This window comes from Streptomyces tsukubensis (assembly GCF_003932715.1).
Taxonomy (GTDB): domain Bacteria; phylum Actinomycetota; class Actinomycetes; order Streptomycetales; family Streptomycetaceae; genus Streptomyces; species Streptomyces tsukubensis.
This window is the reverse complement of sequence record NZ_CP020700.1, coordinates 7,790,928-7,809,020: the sequence shown is the minus strand read 5'-3', so window position 1 is coordinate 7,809,020 and position 18,093 is coordinate 7,790,928. Positions and strand designations below refer to the sequence as shown.

The 18,093-nt window shown below is 71.4% G+C and carries 8 protein-coding genes and 2 CRISPR repeat arrays; of the genes, 2 read left to right on the top strand and 6 right to left on the bottom strand.

What is annotated here, in order from left to right; translation table 11 throughout:
- Window positions 1-45 precede the first annotated feature (45 nt).
- Both B7R87_RS32080 and B7R87_RS32075 read left to right on the top strand, forming a co-directional pair.
- On the top strand, window positions 46-2,637 hold the full coding sequence (locus B7R87_RS32080) for a S8 family serine peptidase (protein ID WP_157997829.1): 2,592 nt from the start codon (window positions 46-48) through the stop codon (window positions 2,635-2,637).
- Window positions 2,634-4,253, top strand: coding sequence for a glycerophosphodiester phosphodiesterase family protein (locus B7R87_RS32075; RefSeq protein ID WP_006344805.1), 1,620 nt, complete (start codon window positions 2,634-2,636; stop codon window positions 4,251-4,253). The genes B7R87_RS32080 and B7R87_RS32075 overlap by 4 nt, the downstream gene beginning before the upstream one ends.
- Here B7R87_RS32075 and B7R87_RS32070 read toward each other — a convergent pair.
- The 6 genes from B7R87_RS32070 to B7R87_RS32040 form a co-directional block, all read right to left on the bottom strand.
- A complete protein-coding gene (locus B7R87_RS32070) occupies window positions 4,244-8,440 on the bottom strand; it encodes a non-ribosomal peptide synthetase (protein ID WP_233168983.1) in 4,197 nt (1,398 codons plus the stop codon). The two genes, B7R87_RS32075 and B7R87_RS32070, sit on opposite strands and share 10 nt — an antisense overlap.
- A gap of 311 nt (window positions 8,441-8,751) precedes the next feature.
- Window positions 8,752-9,573: direct repeats of the CRISPR family, unit length 29 nt; unit sequence GGGACCATCCCCGCGCGTGCGGGGAGCAC.
- Between the two features lie 177 nt (window positions 9,574-9,750).
- Complete coding sequence (locus B7R87_RS32065) at window positions 9,751-10,668, bottom strand: aminoglycoside phosphotransferase family protein (protein WP_006344809.1); 918 nt, start codon at window positions 10,666-10,668, stop codon at window positions 9,751-9,753.
- 279 nt (window positions 10,669-10,947) lie between these two features.
- Window positions 10,948-12,686: a CRISPR direct-repeat array (repeat unit 29 nt; unit sequence GGGACCATCCCCGCGCGGGCGGGGAGCAC).
- A 233-nt stretch (window positions 12,687-12,919) separates the two neighbouring features.
- Entirely contained in the window at window positions 12,920-13,318 is a 399-nt protein-coding gene (locus B7R87_RS32055; protein WP_006344811.1) for an NUDIX hydrolase, read from the bottom strand.
- A complete protein-coding gene (locus B7R87_RS32050) occupies window positions 13,315-14,115 on the bottom strand; it encodes an SAM-dependent methyltransferase (protein WP_040912822.1) in 801 nt (266 codons plus the stop codon). Before B7R87_RS32050 ends, B7R87_RS32055 begins: the two co-directional genes overlap by 4 nt.
- On the bottom strand, window positions 14,115-14,261 hold the full coding sequence (locus B7R87_RS32045; protein WP_157997827.1) for a hypothetical protein: 147 nt from the start codon (window positions 14,259-14,261) through the stop codon (window positions 14,115-14,117). The genes B7R87_RS32050 and B7R87_RS32045 overlap by 1 nt, the downstream gene beginning before the upstream one ends.
- Before the next feature lie 1,538 nt (window positions 14,262-15,799).
- Window positions 15,800-17,041, bottom strand: a complete 1,242-nt coding sequence (locus tag B7R87_RS32040; protein ID WP_006344813.1) for a helix-turn-helix domain-containing protein — start codon at window positions 17,039-17,041, stop codon at window positions 15,800-15,802.
- Window positions 17,042-18,093 lie beyond the last annotated feature (1,052 nt).

The following is an 18,093-nucleotide window of genomic DNA, read 5'->3' as shown; positions in this document are numbered from 1 at the left end:
AACCCACCCCCACCAGCGCCTCCGCCCGCCGAAAGCGAGACCACGATGTCCGGCACGACCGACCCCGGGGAAGCACTCCACCGGCGCTACCGCATCGCCGTCTACTTCGACACCGTCGGGGAAGCCGAACGCATCGAGGAGACCCTCGGCGACCGGACGCACCGCTACCAGGGGGTGATCCTCGCGGAGGCCTCCGGGGAGCAAATCACCCGGCTGCGCGCGGACGGCTCCATCGTCGACATCCGCGCCGATCTGACCGCGGCCGAACAGACGGTACGCGGCGACCCCACCGCCCACGAGACGCCGCCCGGCAGCGACGGCCCGCAGAGCATGCTGCCCCCGCGCGGCTCCGGGGCGGCCGCCACCACCGACCGCGCCACACCCGACCCCGGGTTCGTCGCGGACCTCACCGAACGCGCCGCCGACGCATGGGACCACCGGACGGCGGACCCGGAGACCACCGCATCCCTCACCGTCCCGTCGGGCGAACCGGACCACAACACCTATCTGGTACGGCTCCGGGGGCCGCTGGACCGGGCCCGCCGGGCCGACCTCGACGGGATCGGCGCCCGCGTCGTCCAGTTCCAGCCGCCCGGAACGTACCGGCTCCGCCTCACCCCTGCACAGCGCGATCGGGTCGCCGCACTGCCCTGGGTGATCGCGGTACGGCCCTGGGGACTCGCGGACACCGTCACGCCCGCGCTCGACGACGCGCTCGGCCGGGACGAGGACCGCGCCCCCGGCCCGGAGCTGCTGGCCGACGGGGGTGCCGCGCCCCCGGATCCGTACACCGGCACCTTCGACGTCCTCGTGCACGATCCCCTGGACCTCGCCACGCTCCGGCCCGTACTGGAGGCCACACCCGGCGTCGAGGTCCTCGCCGCCGTCGACGTCATGCTGCGCTTCCGCACCGGTCTGGCCGGGGACCGGCTCCGCGATCTGCTGGCCGTCGTCGCCGCCCGGGACGAGACCCGCCAGGTCACCCCGTACCGGCCGCCCCTGCTCTACGCCGACCACGCCCGCCGCCTCGTCGGCGTGGACCGGGTCGGACCCCGGGCCGCCGGGGCCGCTCCGGCGGCCGGGGCGGCCGCGGCGCCCTGGACCGGTGCGGGTGAGATCGTCGGCGTGTTCGACAGCGGTGTCGACGGCACCCACCCCGACCTCGCCGGCCGGATCGCCGTCAGCGAATCCCTCGTCGGCGGCGACGCGTTCGACGTCTGCGGCCACGGCACCCATGTCGCCGGCATCATCGCGGGCACCGGCAAGGCCAGCGGCGGCGCGATCACCGGTGTCGCCCCCGGCGCGGAACTGGCCGTCTTCCGCGTCTTCGACGAGGACAACCGGCTCCGCACCGGCCCCAGCCTGGGCCCGGTCCTCGGCCGGGCCGTCGCCGCCGGAGCGCACATCATCAACCTCAGCTGGGGCAATCCCCTGTCCGGGACCTACGACCAGTACTCCCTCGCCGTGGACCAGTTCGTCGCCGACCACCCCGACGTCCTCGTGGTCATCGCGGCAGGCAACAGCGGCGCCGCCCCCAAGGGAACCCACGAGTTCAACACCTGCGGCACGCCCGCCACCGCGAAAAACGCGCTCACCGTCGGCGCCTCCGACACCGACCGCGACAACGACGGCCTCGCCGAACTGACCTGGGACCGCTTCCGCCAGCCCGAGTTCCCGCTGCCCCCGGCCGGCGCCGAACACGTCTGCGGAGACCCCGACCTGCCCGCCGCGATCAGCAGCCGGGGACCCAGCGACTACGGCAGCGTCGTACCCCACCTCCTCGCCCCGGGGACCTTCGTGCTCTCGGCCCGCAGCAGCAGCACCCAGATCGACCCGCGGCTGCCCTGGCGCGACTGCCCCGACCACGACGGGCACTACCTGTACATCGGCGGCACCAGCATGTCCGCCCCCGCCGTCGCGGGCGCCGCCGCGGTCCTCCGCCAGTACCTGCGCGAAGTCCGCGGGCTCGACTCCCCCTCCGCCGCGCTGCTGAAGGCCGTCCTGGTCGCCGCGACCCGCCGGCTGCCGTCGCTGCGCCCCCCGGGCACCGCCCAGGACCTCGGCTACCCCGACTTCGACCAGGGCTTCGGACGGCTCGACCTGGCGATCGTCCTCCCCACCCCCGACGCGCCCGCCGACCGCCGGCTCATCTGGTCCGACCTCTCCGACACCGACCCCGAGGCCCTCGAAGCCTTCGCCGACCCCGACGGCACCCGGCGCGCAAGCCGCATCTACCGCCTCACCGTCCCCCACGGCACCCACGGCACCCACGGCACCCACGGCACCCACGGCACCCACAACGACGAACTGCGCATCGTCCTCGCCTGGACCGACCGCCCCGGCAGCGCCGTACAGAACAACCTCGACCTCGCGGTGACCACACCCGACGGCACCATCCACGTCGGCAACGAGGAACACACCTACAACAAGGTCCCCGGCTTCGACCGCAGCGCCGTGGCAGCACTCACCGGGCTGCCGCTCGACCGCGCCAACACGGTCGAAGCCGTCCGGCTCGGCAGCCCGGCCCCCGGCGCCTACACGATCAGGGTGTTCGCCCAGAACACGCCCTTCCCCGGGCAGGGGTACGCGGTGTGCGCCACCGGCCCGATCAGCGAAGAGGAGTTGACGACGCCATGAGGATCGCCGCGATCGGCGGCAACGCCCTGCACGCCCCGCCCCACACCCGTACCGCGCTGACGTCCGCCTACGTCCAGGGCGCCGACGTCCTCGTCTTCGACACCTCGGTCACCTCGGACGGGCACGTCGTGCCCGGCTCCGACCGCGGACTGCCCCGCCAGGCCGGTTCGACGGCGTCCGTCGGCGAACTCACCCTCACCGGGCTGCGCGCCCTCGACCTGAGCGCCGGCTTCGCACTCCGCGGCTCCCCCGGCTTCCGCTACCGGCCCCCGGGCCACGCACCCGTCCGCGTCGAAGCCCTCGAAGACCTCCTGGACGCCCTGCCCGACGACGTCACCTATGTGCTGCGGGTGAGCACGGGAGGTACGGACACGGTCACCGCCGTCATGGGGATCTTTACCCGCCGCGCCGCCACGCCCCGCCTCGTGATCGCCGCCTCCGAACCCGAACTGCTCCGCCACGCCCGCAGGCTCGACCACGAAGCGGGCACCGCGCTGACCGGGCCCGCGGTCGAAGGGCCGGGCGGCGGACCCGCCCCGGAGCTGCTCGACACGGCCCTCCGGGACGGCGCCCTCGACCTGGTCCTCGCCGGACTCGACGATCTGATCGGCCCCGACGGCCGGCCGACCCTGCTCGGCCACCGCCTCGACGAGGCGAAACACTCGGGCGGCGTACGGCTCGGTGTGCTCGTCCTGCCCCGCACCGGAGCCGGCACCGACGACTACGCGCTCGCCGCCGCGCAGCCGTACACCTGGGCCGTCGGCACCGAGTCCACCTTCGACACCGCCCGGTCCCTGCGCCCCGGCACCCTCCGGGTCGACGAGCCGTTCGCCGGGACCCGTATCGACACCCGCCGCTTCGCCTTCGGCTACGCCAAGGCCAACGCGTACTGCCATGTGTTCCAGGACGACGGCGTCCATGTCCGCATCACCCCGTACCGCGGGGACCCCCAGCCGCCCCCGCCCGCCGACCCGGTCGAACGCCGTCTCGCCGGACTGGAGGAACGCACCTGGTACGCCCTCGGGGACTGGCCCTTCTACAGCGGCGGCGGCTTCGGCGTGACCCACGGGCTGCGCGGCGACTTCGCGGCCGAAGTGCAGGTCACATCGGCGGTGGCGGCGCAGGCCACGATGTGCGAGATGGCGGCGGTCAACGCCGACCCCGGCACCCACCAGCCGCCGTTCAACGAGGACGGCACACCGCGGTTCCCGGCGTCGTACCGCGACAAGGACGCCTTCTACGACCCGCACGGCGCGCCGCCGTTCGTCGGCGCGGAACACGACGAGGACGACGGCTACCGGATCAACTGGAACCTGGGCACGCTGTACGACACCAACCAGTACGGGCCGCCCGCCGGTGACGGCCGGGTGCTGGCGGCCCGGCTGCGGCTGGAGCGGCGCGGCCCGTACTTCGCGGCGTACACGCGCAATGACGCCGATGCCCACGACTGGGTGTGCGTGGGGACGGTGCGCAACGACTCGATGAACGACACGGTGTACCTGCGGTGCGCCGGGAAGCGGTGGCGGCAGGAGGATCCGGCGGACCCGACGCGGTTCGTGCCGCTGCAGTCGAACGAGTTCGTGTTCCGGGACCTGCGGATCACCTGCTACTTCTGAGCTTCCAGGACGTGTTCGGCAGTGGTGAGGGCGTCGGCGAGGACCGGGCCGATCCGGGCCAGGGGGCGGGGATGCAACAGATGGAAATGCTGTGCCGGTACACCGTTGACGTGGACGGTCCCGTCCACGTGGGGCTGCCATGACCGAGGGGTGTGCGCGGGGTCGGCGGAGTGGCCGGGGACGGGTTCGTCGGCGGTGAACAGCAGCAGGTCGCCGCGGAAGACCTGGGGTGTGAACCGGCTCAGCAGGGTGACGTTGTGACGTGTGACGTCCAGCAGCGGGGAGGCGGAGGCGTCCTGAAACAGTTGCGCGGGCAGGCCCATCCGGCGCAGGGCGGCCATCAGCGCGCCGGTGCCTGCGGCGGCGTCAGCAGGGGGTGCGGATGCGGCCCGAAGGCCGTCGCCGGTGTCCTCCGGAAGGCGGCCGTCTCTCCCCCTTAGGCCGTCGATGCCGTCGATGCCGTTAAGGCTGTCGATGCCGTTAAGGCTGTCGATGCCGTTGAGGCCGTCGATGCCGTCGAGGAGCAGCAACCACTGCTGCTCGGTCAGTTCGGTCCGGTGGGAGAGGATGCGCCGGTTGTCCGGGTAGGCGTCGAGAACGGCGAGTACGCCGACGTCCTCGCCCTCGGTCTGGAGCCGGGTGGCCATGGCGTGGGCGACCAGTCCGCCGAAGGACCACCCCAGGAGGTGGTACGGGCCCGAGGGCCGGACCGTCCGGATGCGCCGGACGTAGTCGGCCGCCATCTCCTCCACACTGGCGGGCGCGGCCTCGCTGGGGGCGCTGAGCCCGCGTGCCTGCAGTGCGTGGACGGGCCGGGACGGGCCGAGGTGGCGCAGCAGACCGGCGTAGGCGCCGCCGAGACCGCTGCCCGGGTGTACGCAGAACAGCGGTGGCCCGCTGCCTTCGGCACGGAGGGACAGCAGCGGGTCGAGCCGGTCCCAGGGGGCGAAGGCACCGGCCGCCGCCCGCCCGGTGCGGGCGGGGGCCTGCTCCGGACTCCGCAGATGTTTGGCGAGCTGTGCCACGGTCGGCGCTTCGAACAGGGTACGGATCGGCAGTTCGGTCCCGAACACCTCGCGGATGCGGGCCATGAGTCGGGTGGCGAGCAGCGAATGCCCGCCGAGCCGGAAGAAGTCGGCGTCGCCGGAGACGTCGTCGATTCCGAGGATCTCACCGAACAGCCCGGCCAGCCGTGCCTCGTGGGTGTCGCTCGGTGGATGTGCGCCCGCCGCGGTGGGCAGCGGCCGCAGGGCGGGCAGCGCCTTGCGGTTCAGCTTGCCGCCTGCCTGCGTCGGCAGCGTGTCGAGGACGACGATATCGCTGGGCACCATGGGTTCGGGCAGGACGAGCGCCAGCCTTCCGCGTACCTCGGTGAGGTCGAGGCCGCCGGGCGGGGCGCCGTCGGTCGCGGACCGGGTGACGTAGCCGATGAGCTGTTCGTCGACCACCGTGGCCGCGGCCTGCGCGATGCCGGGCAGGGCCCGCAGGGCGGTTTCGACCTCGCCCAGTTCGATCCGCACCCCGCGCAGTTTGACCTGGTCGTCGGTGCGTCCGAGGTATTCGACGCTGCCGTCCGGCAGCCACCGGGCGAGATCGCCGGTGCGGTACATCCGGGAGCCGGGGGCGCCGAAGAGGTGTCCGAACGGATCGGTGGGGAACCGGTCGGCCGTGAGAGCAGGCCGGCCGTGGTATCCGCAGGCCAGTTGTACGCCCGCGAGGTACAGCTCACCGGGCATCCCCGGGGCGCAGGGCCGGAGCGCGGCATCCAGCACGTACAGCCTGGTGTTCCATACGGGCCTGCCGATGGGAACCGGTCCCGGGTCGCCCGGCACGCACTGGTGGTGGGTGACGTCGACGGCGGCTTCCGTGGGCCCGTACAGATTGTGCAGCGCCGCCTGCGGCAGCAGCGCGTGGAACCGTTCGGCCGTCGCGCGGGGAAGTGCCTCTCCGCTGCTGAAGACCTGCCGCAGGCCGGGGCAGCGGGCGGCGCCGGGGGCGGCGAGGAAGGCGTCGAGTACGGACGGGACGAAGTGCAGGGTGGTGATGCCCTGTTCCGGGATGACCCGGGCGAGGTAGTCCGGGTCGCGGTGGCCTCCGGGCCGGGCGAGGACGAGGGCGGCGCCGCTGATCAGGGGCCAGAAGAGCTCCCATACGGATACGTCGAAGCCGATGGAGGTCTTCTGCAGGACCCGGTCGCGGCCGGTGAGGTGGTAGGTGTCCTGCATCCACAGCAGGCGGTTGACGATGGCGCGGTGCGGGACGAGGACGCCTTTGGGGGTGCCGGTGGAGCCCGAGGTGTAGATGAGGTAGGCGGGGTCCTCCGGCCGGGCCGCGGGCGCGGCGGTCGGGGTGCCGGACCGCGGCCCGGGCGGCCCGGAGTGGTCGGCGGCGGGGTGGCTGTCGAGCAGCAGCCAGGGCGCGTGGCCCGACGGGGCAAGGGCATCGGCCGCGGTGACGTCGGACCGTGAGACGACGAGCGCAGGTGCCGCGTCGGTCAGCATCTGCCCCAGCCGCTCGGCCGGCTGCTCCGGGTCCAGCGGCAGATAGGCGGCGCCGGTGAAGAGCACGGCCAGCAGCGTGACCACCAGGTCGGGGCAGCGGGGCAGTGCGACGGCGACGCACTGCCCGGGCGCGGCACCGCGGGCGGCGAGCAGGCGGGCGAGGCGGTGGGCGGCGGTATGCAGTTCGGCGTAGGTCAGGCGCTGGTCGCCCTGGTCCGCGATCAGGGCGACGCGGTCGGGGCTGCTTGCGGCCTGTGCCGCGAGGAGTTCCACCAGGGTGCGGTCGGGGACCTCGCGGGCGGTGTCGTTCCATTCGATCAGTACGCGGGAGCGTTCCCGCGCGGACAGCAGGTCGGCTCCTCCGACGGTGCGTTCGGGGTCGGAGTCGTCGCAGAAGGCGTCCAGCAGCCGCATGAAGCCCGCGTGGTGCCCGGCGAGATCGGCGTCGGTGTACGGTCCGGCGGGGGCGTTGAGGTCGATCCGGAGGCCGGTCCCGTCCGATCGGTCGTATGCCATCACGGCCAGGTCGTCGACGATCCCGTTGGACAGATTGTGCGCGGTGACCGGGTGCCCGGCGAAGGTGAAGTCGTAGCCGAAGGACATGACGTTGACCTGCGCGCCGATGAAATCCCGTCCCGCGTCCGGCAGTCGCAGGTCACGGACGAGGTCGACACAGCGGTAGCGCTGGTGCCGCAAGGCCTGGCGGGCTTCTCGGGAGGCCTGGCGCAGGAGATCGGTTACGCGGGTGTCCGCCGACACTTGCAGGCGAAGAGGTACGACGTTCGCGAGCATGCCGGGCAGTGCGCGCAATGCGGTGTCGGTGCGGGCGGTGACCGGCAGGCCGAGGACGACATCGCGCGCGCCGGTGAGCCGGTACGTGTACGCCGCGGTGGCCGCGATCAGCGTGATGGACCAGTGCACCCCGGCGGCCCTGGCCGCGGCGCGCAGCCGGAGGGTCTCCGCCTCGGCGAGTTGTCCGGATGCCTTCAGGACGACGGGCGGGAATTCGGCCGGGGCAGGACGCCCGAGCCGGGCCGGATCGGGCCGGTCCACCAGCCGCTCGGCCCAGTAGGCGCGGTCGGCGGCGCGTTCCGGTGACGACTGGTAGGCCGCGTCGCGTTCGAGCAACAGGCGCAGCGACCCGAAGGAGGACTCGGGCGCCGGGGTCCCGGCGACCATCGCCGTATACAGCTCGGCCACCCGTCGCATGACGAGACCGCCGCCCGTTGCGTCGATGACGATGTGGTGGAAGCTGTGGTAGAGCGCGGACCGATGGGGCGTGAGCCTGAAAAGTGCGTAGGAGAACAGCGGCCCCTGTTCGATATCGACCGGCTGTCGCAGGTTTTCGCTCATCCAGCACTCTGCGGCTTCGCGCGGATCGGGTTCATGGCTGACGTCGATTACGGGGAATTCCCAGTCGGGTACGGTGTCGAGCTGCTGCCACGGCACCCCGGCTTCGGTCCCGAATCGAACATTGAGCGGTTCGGATTCCGCTACGGCTCTGCGGAGCGCGGCGTCCAGTAACCGCGCCTGTACGGGCCCGTGGATTTCGAGATACTCGCCGATCCGGTAGGCGGCGCTGTTCCCGTTCCTGAGCTGGGCGAACCAGATCTCGCGCTGGCTTGACGACAGGGGCAGGCGGACGCCGTGACCGTCGGGGCGGGGCAGGTGGTGGTCGGGTAGCAAGTCGCCCCTCAGGAATTGACGGCCCAAAATCATATTTTCGTTTACTTGAGCGATTTACTTGAGCGGGTGCGGATGATGGCCACCGCGGCGGGCCCAGAATAACGGAACGGATGGCGGTGGGCGCGCACCCGAGGTGAACTGTGGAGGGGGTGAGGAATGGGAGTTCGATTATGCGGTCTGCGGGCTCGTGGCCGTCTGAGGGGCCACGGCGTCGACGTCTTTGGAATCGCCCGGGGTTCCATGGCATGGGGTGGGAACGTCCCCGCGCGCGGGGAGCACGCCGTGGCCGCTGAAGAGGCCGGGGTGGGCCAGGGACCATCCCCGCGCGGGCGGGGAGCACGTCCGGGTCGCGTCCGTCGACGGCGAGCCGTGGGGACCATCCCCGCGCGTGCGGGGAGCACAGGGAGGTTCGTTGCGGGCCTGAACTTGGCCGGGGACCATCCCCGCGCGTGCGGGGAGCACGCGTGGCGCTCATCCGGTGCCTCCTCGGCAGTGGGACCATCCCCGCGCGTGCGGGGAGCACCCGCCTGGCGCCGCCTCCGCTCCGGCGCCGCCGGGACCATCCCCGCGCGTGCGGGGAGCACTCTCCGGCTCGACGGCTGAGGGCTCAACGAGGGGGACCATCCCCGCGCGTGCGGGGAGCACCCGACTTCGTCGCCGCTGGCGTCGATGGAGCGGGGACCATCCCCGCGCGTGCGGGGAGCACTTGGCCAGGGTGCCTTGGTCGCGGGTCGCCCCGGGACCATCCCCGCGCGTGCGGGGAGCACCCCCGGTCGCTGAACGCGAAGGACTACGGCGGGGGACCATCCCCGCGCGTGCGGGGAGCACTTCGCCACCCCGTCGTACTGCTCCATCAACTGGGGACCATCCCCGCGCGTGCGGGGAGCACCTTGCCGTTGGTGTCCCGAGCGGGGAGGGGGAGGGACCATCCCCGCGCGTGCGGGGAGCACCAGGTCCCGCCCGGCCGACGCCGGGCGGGACTGGGACCATCCCCGCGCGTGCGGGGAGCACACACCGATGGGCATGGGCGCGCTCTCGACTCCGGGACCATCCCCGCGCGTGCGGGGAGCACAAGGGGAAGGGGGCGCCGCCGTTTCTCGAATGGGGACCATCCCCGCGCGTGCGGGGAGCACACTCGCTGAACTGGTCCTTTGTCAGCGCTCAACGCGCTCCTGATGCAACTTCACCGACTCCGGCATAGGCGACATAGAGCGCATCAGCAACTTCCCTTCCCCTTCAGCGGACCGCGCCGATCATACAAAGCCCCGCATTCTCCTATCTCCGCTGCGGTACCTGCGCACCCACACTTCTCAGCGGTGGGCCGTCGCGAGGAGGCGCTCCAGAGAGGTGCGGGCAGGCGGGCCCCACGTGGCCTTGCCGCCGGGACGGCCGTGGACGCCGGCGTCTCCGATGAGGATGCCGGAGAGGGCACGCATCACCGCGCAACCACGGGCACGTCGCAGGGTCGCCGCGTCCAGGGTGGGCCGGTAGGCAGCATGGAAGCGGTCGAAGGCATCATCCGGGAGCAGGATCCACGCTGCGGCAAGATCCCCGGCCGGGTCGCCCGCACAGAGGTCACCGAAGTCGATCACGCCGCAGAAGGTTCCGTCCGCAGTCAGGACGTTCGCGGGGTGCAAGTCCGCGTGGATCCAGAGGGGCGGGCCCGCCCAGTCAGGTGCCGCGGCCGCGTCCTCCCAGACCGCACGGACGGCATCCGGGTCGGGGATCAGCCCCAGTTCGGTAGCCGAAGCCAACTGGTGCGCGAACTGGTCGGCAGCTTCGGAAAGGGGGCCGCCACGCCCGCGGCCCCTGGGCGCCCCATCAGGAGCGGGCTGGTGAAGTTCCGTCAGGAATGCGGCCAAGCGGTCTGCCGCGTCGGCGCCGCGCGTGACCGGTGCGCGGTCGGCGGGTTCACCCGGCACCCAGGTGGCGACGGTCCAGGGCCGCGGAAACCGATCGGACGGTTCACCGAGCCGCTGCGGTACGGGCACGGGCAACGTGAGCTGCCCGGCGAGTGCGGGCAACCAGGTGTGTTCCTTGCGCAAAAGTCCGTCCGCGGACTCGGTCGCCCAGGGCAGCCGTACGGCGAGGTCGTCGCCGAGCCGCCAGAGTTGGTTGTCCCAGCCGCGCGCGCCGAGCTCGATAGGCCGTTCGGCCAGGTCGGGGTGCTGGTCGCGCAGGAGGTCCCGAATCAGCTCGGCGGTGATCGTCATCTCGGTGTGAGTCATGCAGGCCGAGCCTAGTAGGGGCATCGGGCCGCCAACCAACGAGACCGAGAGTTCGCGGCCTGACGGGCACGCCCCTACTGGCCGGTGCCTGGCCGTGTGCCGATGATGCCGCCCATGATCTCGTAGAGCTGTTGCGGCGTCAGCGGAGCAACGGGAAGCGGGTGGGCCGAGCCAGCCCGCAGGCCATCGAGTATGAAGGCGACCCCACGCCGCCAGGCGTCGGGCGCGGTGTCTTTGCCTGCGCGTGACCACAGCGCGTTGGCGCCGAGGATGAACAGCAGGCCCTCCCCCGCGCGGGCGGGGAGCACGCGGACGGCTTCTTCGCGGGCGGCGAGGACTTGGGACCATCCCCGCGCGGGCGGGGAGCACAGCTCGGGCCGTATGAAGAGGCTGAAGCTCGGGGGACCATCCCCGCGCGGGCGGGGAGCACCGGTTCGTGGTCGGGATCGACGTGAACACCGCGGGACCATCCCCGCGCGGGCGGGGAGCACCTGGAGAACGACGGCCAGACGGCGGCGTTCACGGGACCATCCCCGCGCGGGCGGGGAGCACGGACGGCTCCGAGGCCGGAAGGCCGGGGGCCGGGGACCATCCCCGCGCGGGCGGGGAGCACAGCATCGGATTCCCCGACCGCACCTGACCGCCGGGACCATCCCCGCGCGGGCGGGGAGCACGCACGGGCATGCCCGGCTACATGGACGGCTACGGGACCATCCCCGCGCGGGCGGGGAGCACCCTGCGTCGTCTCGGTGGCGGAAGCGGGGATGGGGACCATCCCCGCGCGGGCGGGGAGCACCCGTACGCCCGGGGTCGGACATCCCCCGCACGGGGACCATCCCCGCGCGGGCGGGGAGCACCGCCAGCCGCCCCGGCCGCCGTCGCGTACGTAGGGACCATCCCCGCGCGGGCGGGGAGCACCCCCACGAGCTTGCTTACCTCAAGTGTGGGCAGGGACCATCCCCGCGCGGGCGGGGAGCACGGAGCCTTCGCCAGTCGACCAACGTCAACACCGGGACCATCCCCGCGCGGGCGGGGAGCACATCTCTACTTCGTCCCCGGCTTCGAACATCGTCGGGACCATCCCCGCGCGGGCGGGGAGCACTTGGACAGACCGCGGGAGTCGAGGGGGCGGCCGGGACCATCCCCGCGCGGGCGGGGAGCACCGCAGGGCACCGCCGATGCGGCGCCATCCAGCGGGACCATCCCCGCGCGGGCGGGGAGCACTCCCGGTCCATCGCACGCTCACCCGTCGCCTTGGGACCATCCCCGCGCGGGCGGGGAGCACTCCCGGTCCATCGCACGCTCACCCGTCGCCTTGGGACCATCCCCGCGCGGGCGGGGAGCACCGACCGTCCGACGACCGGCTGGGCTCCGGCCGGGGACCATCCCCGCGCGGGCGGGGAGCACGATTGTGACGATCGACCCCGACCACTACTCGGAGGACCATCCCCGCGCGGGCGGGGAGCACCCGGTCGTCCCGAAGACGGCCCCGCGCTGGGCGGGACCATCCCCGCGCGGGCGGGGAGCACGGCGGCAGCAAGAGCCGCCTGGCGGACCTCGGGGGACCATCCCCGCGCGGGCGGGGAGCACAGGACTTCGGCGGTGTGGAGCTGGAGCCACTCGGGACCATCCCCGCGCGGGCGGGGAGCACTCGCCGGACCAGGAGGCGGGGAGGTCGGCGGGGGGACCATCCCCGCGCGGGCGGGGAGCACATCCCGGGGGCCTGCTCAGCGGTCAGGGCCGGGGGACCATCCCCGCGCGGGCGGGGAGCACCAGACCGGCGCCGGGGCGGGCTGCTCGGCCAGGGGACCATCCCCGCGCGGGCGGGGAGCACCAAGCACATCGAGTCCCCTCCCTTCTCCCGCTGGGGACCATCCCCGCGCGGGCGGGGAGCACCTTTGACCTGCGGTTTTGTGTGACGCAGGCCGGGGACCATCCCCGCGCGGGCGGGGAGCACCGGCCAGACCGCCAGTCATGCGGATCACCGGAGGGACCATCCCCGCGCGGGCGGGGAGCACACTTCCTGACCTGGCACTTTGTCAGCGCTCAAAGCCGTTTCGAAGCAACTTCAGCGACTCCGACATAAGCGACATAGGGCACGGCTCCAAGTCCTGCTCCCCCTTCAGCGGAACGCGCCGATCATACAAAGGCCCGCCGCGCACCACTCCTCCCTCGCACACCCTTCCTCACTGAACCACCCGAGATGCACGGCCAGACAGAGGCCCATAGCGGGGTGTGGGGTGTCCGTTCGTCAGGTGTGGAGTCCGAGGTGGTGGCGGACTGGTTCGTACGTACCGGGGGCATAGGTATCGAGCAGTTGGGGTGGGATCCACCGGGTGTGGGTGATCTCCCGTGGCGCGGTGACATGGGCGGTGCCGGATGCGGTGGTGCAGGCGATGTAGAGAATGTGGCGGCCGGTCAGGGGGTGGGTACGGGATCCGATCCGTGCCCGGCCGGTGACCGTCAGGCCGGCTTCCTCCCGGGTCTCCCGGACCGCCGCCTCCTCCGGGGACTCCCCCGGCTCCACCTTCCCGCCCGGGAACTGCCACACCAGCCCACCGACCGGGACCCGCCGACGCACCAGCAGCACCCGCCCGTCCACCACACGCGTGATGACCGCAACCGCCACCAGCCGGAGCCCGTCATTCATACGAGCCCCACCCCTCCGTAAGCATGAACGACAGGCGGGGCGTGATCGTCGGCATGGGTGGGGTGCCACAGGCTCACCGGCAGCAGCCCCGGGCCCACCGGCCTCAGCCCCTCGAAGAACCCGGCGATCTCCTCGAACTTCCGCGGATACAGAGGCAGGCCGACCTCACTCAAGACCTCCACCGCCCGCCCGACGAGCTCCGGATCCTGCTCACCGGTGAGATGGGAAACAATCAGCGCACTCCCGGACGGCAGCGCGTCCACAATCCGCCGCACGCATCCATGCGGACTATCGCCGCCCGCAACCTCCTCAAGCACCCCCGTCAGAACGACCGCGACCGGATGCCGGAGGTCGAAATGCGCCTCCGCCTCCGTGAGGACCGTGTCGGGCTCGCGCAGATCCAAAACCTCCGCCCGGTGCCGGGCTCCGTCCGTCCACATCCGCCAGTGCGCCACCACCACCGGATCCACATCCGCATACAACACCCGCGACCGGAAACCATGATGCTCATCCGCGATGGAATGGGTGTCCCTGGTGGAGTACGGCGGCAAACCCGGCCCAATATCCAGCACCTGCGCAATCCCCAGATCCCGCACCGCACACGTCACCGCACGCAGATAGAACGCCCGCCGCGCCCGCACCAACTCCCGCACCGGAACCCCAGCCGCAAGGAGTTGCTGCACCACCACTTCGTCATCCTCATAGGCCTCCCGCCCGTCAGCACCGCCGAGAGCCGCATGATGAACCCTCGCACTACTACTCACCGGACGGAGCACACTCTCGGAGTACGAAGCCATCACGCGCCCCCGATCCGGGACGGTTCAGCGGCCAGGTCGGTGAGAGTGCAGCCCGTGAGGCGGGTGACGGAGAGGTCCGCCAGCAGCCACGGCAGACGCGGATCCCCGTACGGCAACTGAACCGACTCCCCAGTTAACCGAACCATGCGTTCGTGACTGGTGTCGGGTACGTAGAGAACGCCCCGATAGCCCCACGGCCGGGGATACCGTACTTCCACCGCAACATACCCACGCGCAAGAGCCGGGCACTGCTGGACCGCCAGAGCCGCACAGGGCTTCAGGCATACCGGTGGGGCGGTTGTGAGAACTCCTTCGACCTGGCCCGCCGCCGGCAGGAGCCACAGAACCCCGTGCCTGGAGCGCGGAGGCCGCCCACCGCAGACCTGGCACAGCAGTCGGTTCGAGGCCCGGCGCTGACGGCGAGGGTCCAGTTGTTCGTACAGAGGGCGACCACCATCTTCGACAGGGCATCGCCCACGGCCACGGGCAAGCAGTACGCCGTCATCGGCCCGGTCGTGAACACTCTCGTCCGCGTACCCGATACCAACCCCACCAGCAGCGATCACAACCGGCTCGGCCAGGACCCGCGCGCCGGACCACGGCGTCACCCACGGCACAACCCGTCCCCGGAACCACGACAGCGAAGGCACGTCAGCCATCGGAACCTCCGGCCCGGTTCAACTCGCCCGGCACAGGACCAGGAGTGAGCGTGACCGCGTGCTCAGGGCAGACGTACTGCACCAGACCCGGACCACTGGCCCGCTCCACATACCCGACCTCCACCGGTGCCGTCGTCACACGACCACACACACGACAGACCGCAGTAAGCGGCGGAGGAGGCGGGGCGAGAAAGCTCTCCATCGTCACCGCAACCACCCAGCGGAGGAATCGCTCCAGTTCACAGAGGGCACAGCCACAGGCCGCCCCGGGAGAGGAGGGCACGTGACCGGTAAGCCCACTACGCGGGCGAACAAGCGAACGGTAAGGTCATTCATACGGTTGCTCAGCTCCTTGGAAAGCTGGACGGTCGAGCCCCGGCGAACCGTGTCGCGACGGCCGCTGGGGCGCACTTGTGTGGGCATGACTCCGAGGTCGGCTGACCGAACGGGAGGGTTGAGCCGACTGTTCGCTGCCGTGCAGGAATCAACGGTCAAACACCTTCCGGGTGGGAACGGGCTCTACATTCGCTCTCAGAGTGCGCGAGTCGGCCCGTTGTTCTGCCCGCAGGGCCCATTTCCTACGACGACAACGAAGTAGATGTGGATCATCTCGGGCATGCTGAAGGAGTTGCCCGGCTGGTCGGTGACGACCCCTTGGGCCCCGGTGCCTTTCATGAGCCGTTCGGCTTCACTCCATGAGGCCGCTTCGGCGGTAATGGACCAGTCTCGTACGTCGGCGTACCGGCGAAGCCGGAACAGTGCATCGTCCGCGCTGCCGGGGCAGTACAGAACGACACCGACCCGGTCGCGTCCGGCGTGCGGAACAAGACCTGCTGCTGCATCGGCTAAGCGAGCTCTACGGGCCCGCTGCTGTCCGGTTCGAGGCATGAAGCGACGATCCCGCACCGATACGCGCCTGTGAAGAAAGGCCTCGTATCAGCCGAATGATCCGTCAGCTCACCATCCACACGGGCAATACGAGTGCATCGGGAAAGATTCAGGCGCGCTCGTATGCCACGTACGAGTCACAAGGTCTTCTTGGCCTTCGGCGGAGCGAATCCGCTTCCCTCCGGGCCGGTCGCAACCAACTTGGACACCCGCTGGAGTCGAGCGGTCGAGGCTCGACCCACCTTCTCCACGATGACGGCAGGCAGGGCCTGGTGCCGGGCCCAGACGGGGTGGTCGAGAAGCGCCCGCTCCAGTGTGTCCAGAGACGCGTCCCACATCTTCGCCTCGGCTTGCGCCATCGCCTTGTCCATGGCGTACCGGCTGCGCGCCGCCCCGGACAGTGCGGCCTCGTGCTGGGGGTTGATGTCGGCGATGAGCCCCAGAGCCTCGCCGGTCCGGCCGAGAGCCACCTTGATTCCGACTGCTTGAGTACTGGCCGTGACCGGGCCGAAGACCGTTCCATGGGCCCGCTCCTCGCGCCCCATCCGAGCGCCGGCAGCATGCGACTGGCTCAGATAGTCTCCGACCAGCCCTTCGTCACCGACGCGCGACGCGACAACGGCAGCGAAGTTGATGTGGGATCCGTACGCCACCAACTCACCTGTTGTCGCCCGGGAGAACCTGGGCTCGATATCGTTCGCGGCCTTCTCGGCAAGGGCCAATGAGTCTGTCAACCGGGCATCCCGGAGGTAGATCCACGCTCGTCCCGACATCACCAGCGCGCTACTCAAGCCGTCATCGGCGTGAGCGGCCGCGAACTGCGCATGCCCGATTGCAGCGTAGGCGAGGTCTCGGGAGCCCATCAGATTCGCCACGTAGGCGGCCAGTCGGTAGGCGTCCGAAAGAAGCCGCCACGCCTCTGCCCGCTCACCGTCGGGCTGCTCGTGCAGCCGCGCTCCGGCCTCCTGAATGAGCTGACCGGCCACGGCTCCGGCAGCCACGTACTTTCCGTCCCAATAGAGATCCCAGCACTGCTTCGCGGTCTCTGCGAGTCCGGGGAGCGGTGGTGCCGTGACGTTGTCGGGGAAAAGGCCAGCGGAAGTGTCGTGCACCGCACGTGCGAGGGCTTTGACCGTTGCACGATCATCCTGCTCCATTCCCCTGCGAGGGCCCTGCTGGCCGAGCAGTACCGAGGTATCCGTACCCAGGGCGTTGGCGATCAGGAGGAGAGTCTGCAGAGTTAGTCGCTTGTCTTGTTCTGCCTGCTGCACCGTGGGGAGCGACAGCCCCGTCAACTCGGCAAGGTCGGTTTGCCGGAGGGTCTTTCCTCGGAGGATCTTGATGCGCTGACCGGTGGTGTAATCACTCCAACGCGCCATACCAGTCTCCTGATTCTCAATCGTCCCTTACGAACGGTACCCGGGAGATCCCCGCGTGAGTACAGGGATGACTTCGGTCCCGGGTAGTGATGCAGGAGCAGGACGGAACTCCTGCCGGGGACTGTAACCCCGCGTGTGCGGGAAACACTTGGTGGCCGTGGTGGCGCTGGGCTCGTCCGGCCTGGCATCCCCACGCGTGCGGGGAACACACCGCCATGGTGGGCGTGGGGAGGCGACCCTCGGGAACATCCCCGCGTGCGTGGGGAGCGCAAGTTCGTCTCCCGGCTGGGACGGGAGTGGGAGCGACCCCGCGTGTGTGGGGAGCACACCTCGGCCTCCGGGGCCGGGCGGGGCATCTGGGGACCATCCCCGCGCCTGCGGGGAGCACCATGCCTCCATCATGACGCACTCGGTCAACTTGGGACCATCCCCGCGCGTGCGGGGAGCACTGCGTCCCGGCGGTCAGCCGGTCGCCGCCCAGGGGACCATCCCCGCGCGTGCGGGGAGCACAGCGCCAAATGCCGCGCCCTCCGGCGCGGCCGGGGACCATCCCCGCGCGTGCGGGGAGCACAGCACCCCGACGAGTCTCCCCGGCGCGACCGGGGGACCATCCCGGCGCGTGCGGGGAGCACCCCACCGCGACGCCGGGGTTCGCCCGGGGCCGGGGACCATCCCCGCGCGTGCGGGGAGCACCGGTCCACGGCATCTCGGAGGCTGGTCCCGCTGGGACCATCCCCGCGCGTGCGGGGAGCACGTCGCGCCGCCCGGCCGGGAGGCCACCACCGTGGGACCATCCCCGCGCGTGCGGGGAGCACGACGTCAGGAACAAATGCCCTTTACGGCCGAAGGGACCATCCCCGCGCGTGCGGGGAGCACCTTGCCGTTGGTGTCCCGAGCGGGGAGGGGGAGGGACCATCCCCGCGCGTGCGGGGAGCACCTTCCCGACCTGGCACTTTGTCAGCGCTCAAGGCCGTTTCGAAGCAACTTCAGCGACTCCGACATCAGCGACATAGGGCACGCCTCCAAGTCCTGCTCCCCCTCCTCCAGAACGC

Bases quoted from the DNA above. Each gene is read 5' to 3' on its own strand.
- B7R87_RS32075 (WP_006344805.1), top strand. From the start codon at position 2,634: ATGAGGATCGCCGCGATCGGCGGCAACGCCCTGCACGCCCCGCCCCAC.
- B7R87_RS32040 (WP_006344813.1), bottom strand. From the start codon at position 17,041: ATGGCGCGTTGGAGTGATTACACCACCGGTCAGCGCATCAAGATCCTC.
- B7R87_RS32055 (WP_006344811.1), bottom strand. From the start codon at position 13,318: ATGAATGACGGGCTCCGGCTGGTGGCGGTTGCGGTCATCACGCGTGTG.
- B7R87_RS32080 (WP_157997829.1), top strand. From the start codon at position 46: ATGTCCGGCACGACCGACCCCGGGGAAGCACTCCACCGGCGCTACCGC.
- B7R87_RS32050 (WP_040912822.1), bottom strand. From the start codon at position 14,115: ATGGCTTCGTACTCCGAGAGTGTGCTCCGTCCGGTGAGTAGTAGTGCG.
- B7R87_RS32065 (WP_006344809.1), bottom strand. From the start codon at position 10,668: ATGACTCACACCGAGATGACGATCACCGCCGAGCTGATTCGGGACCTC.
- B7R87_RS32045 (WP_157997827.1), bottom strand. From the start codon at position 14,261: ATGGTTCGGTTAACTGGGGAGTCGGTTCAGTTGCCGTACGGGGATCCG.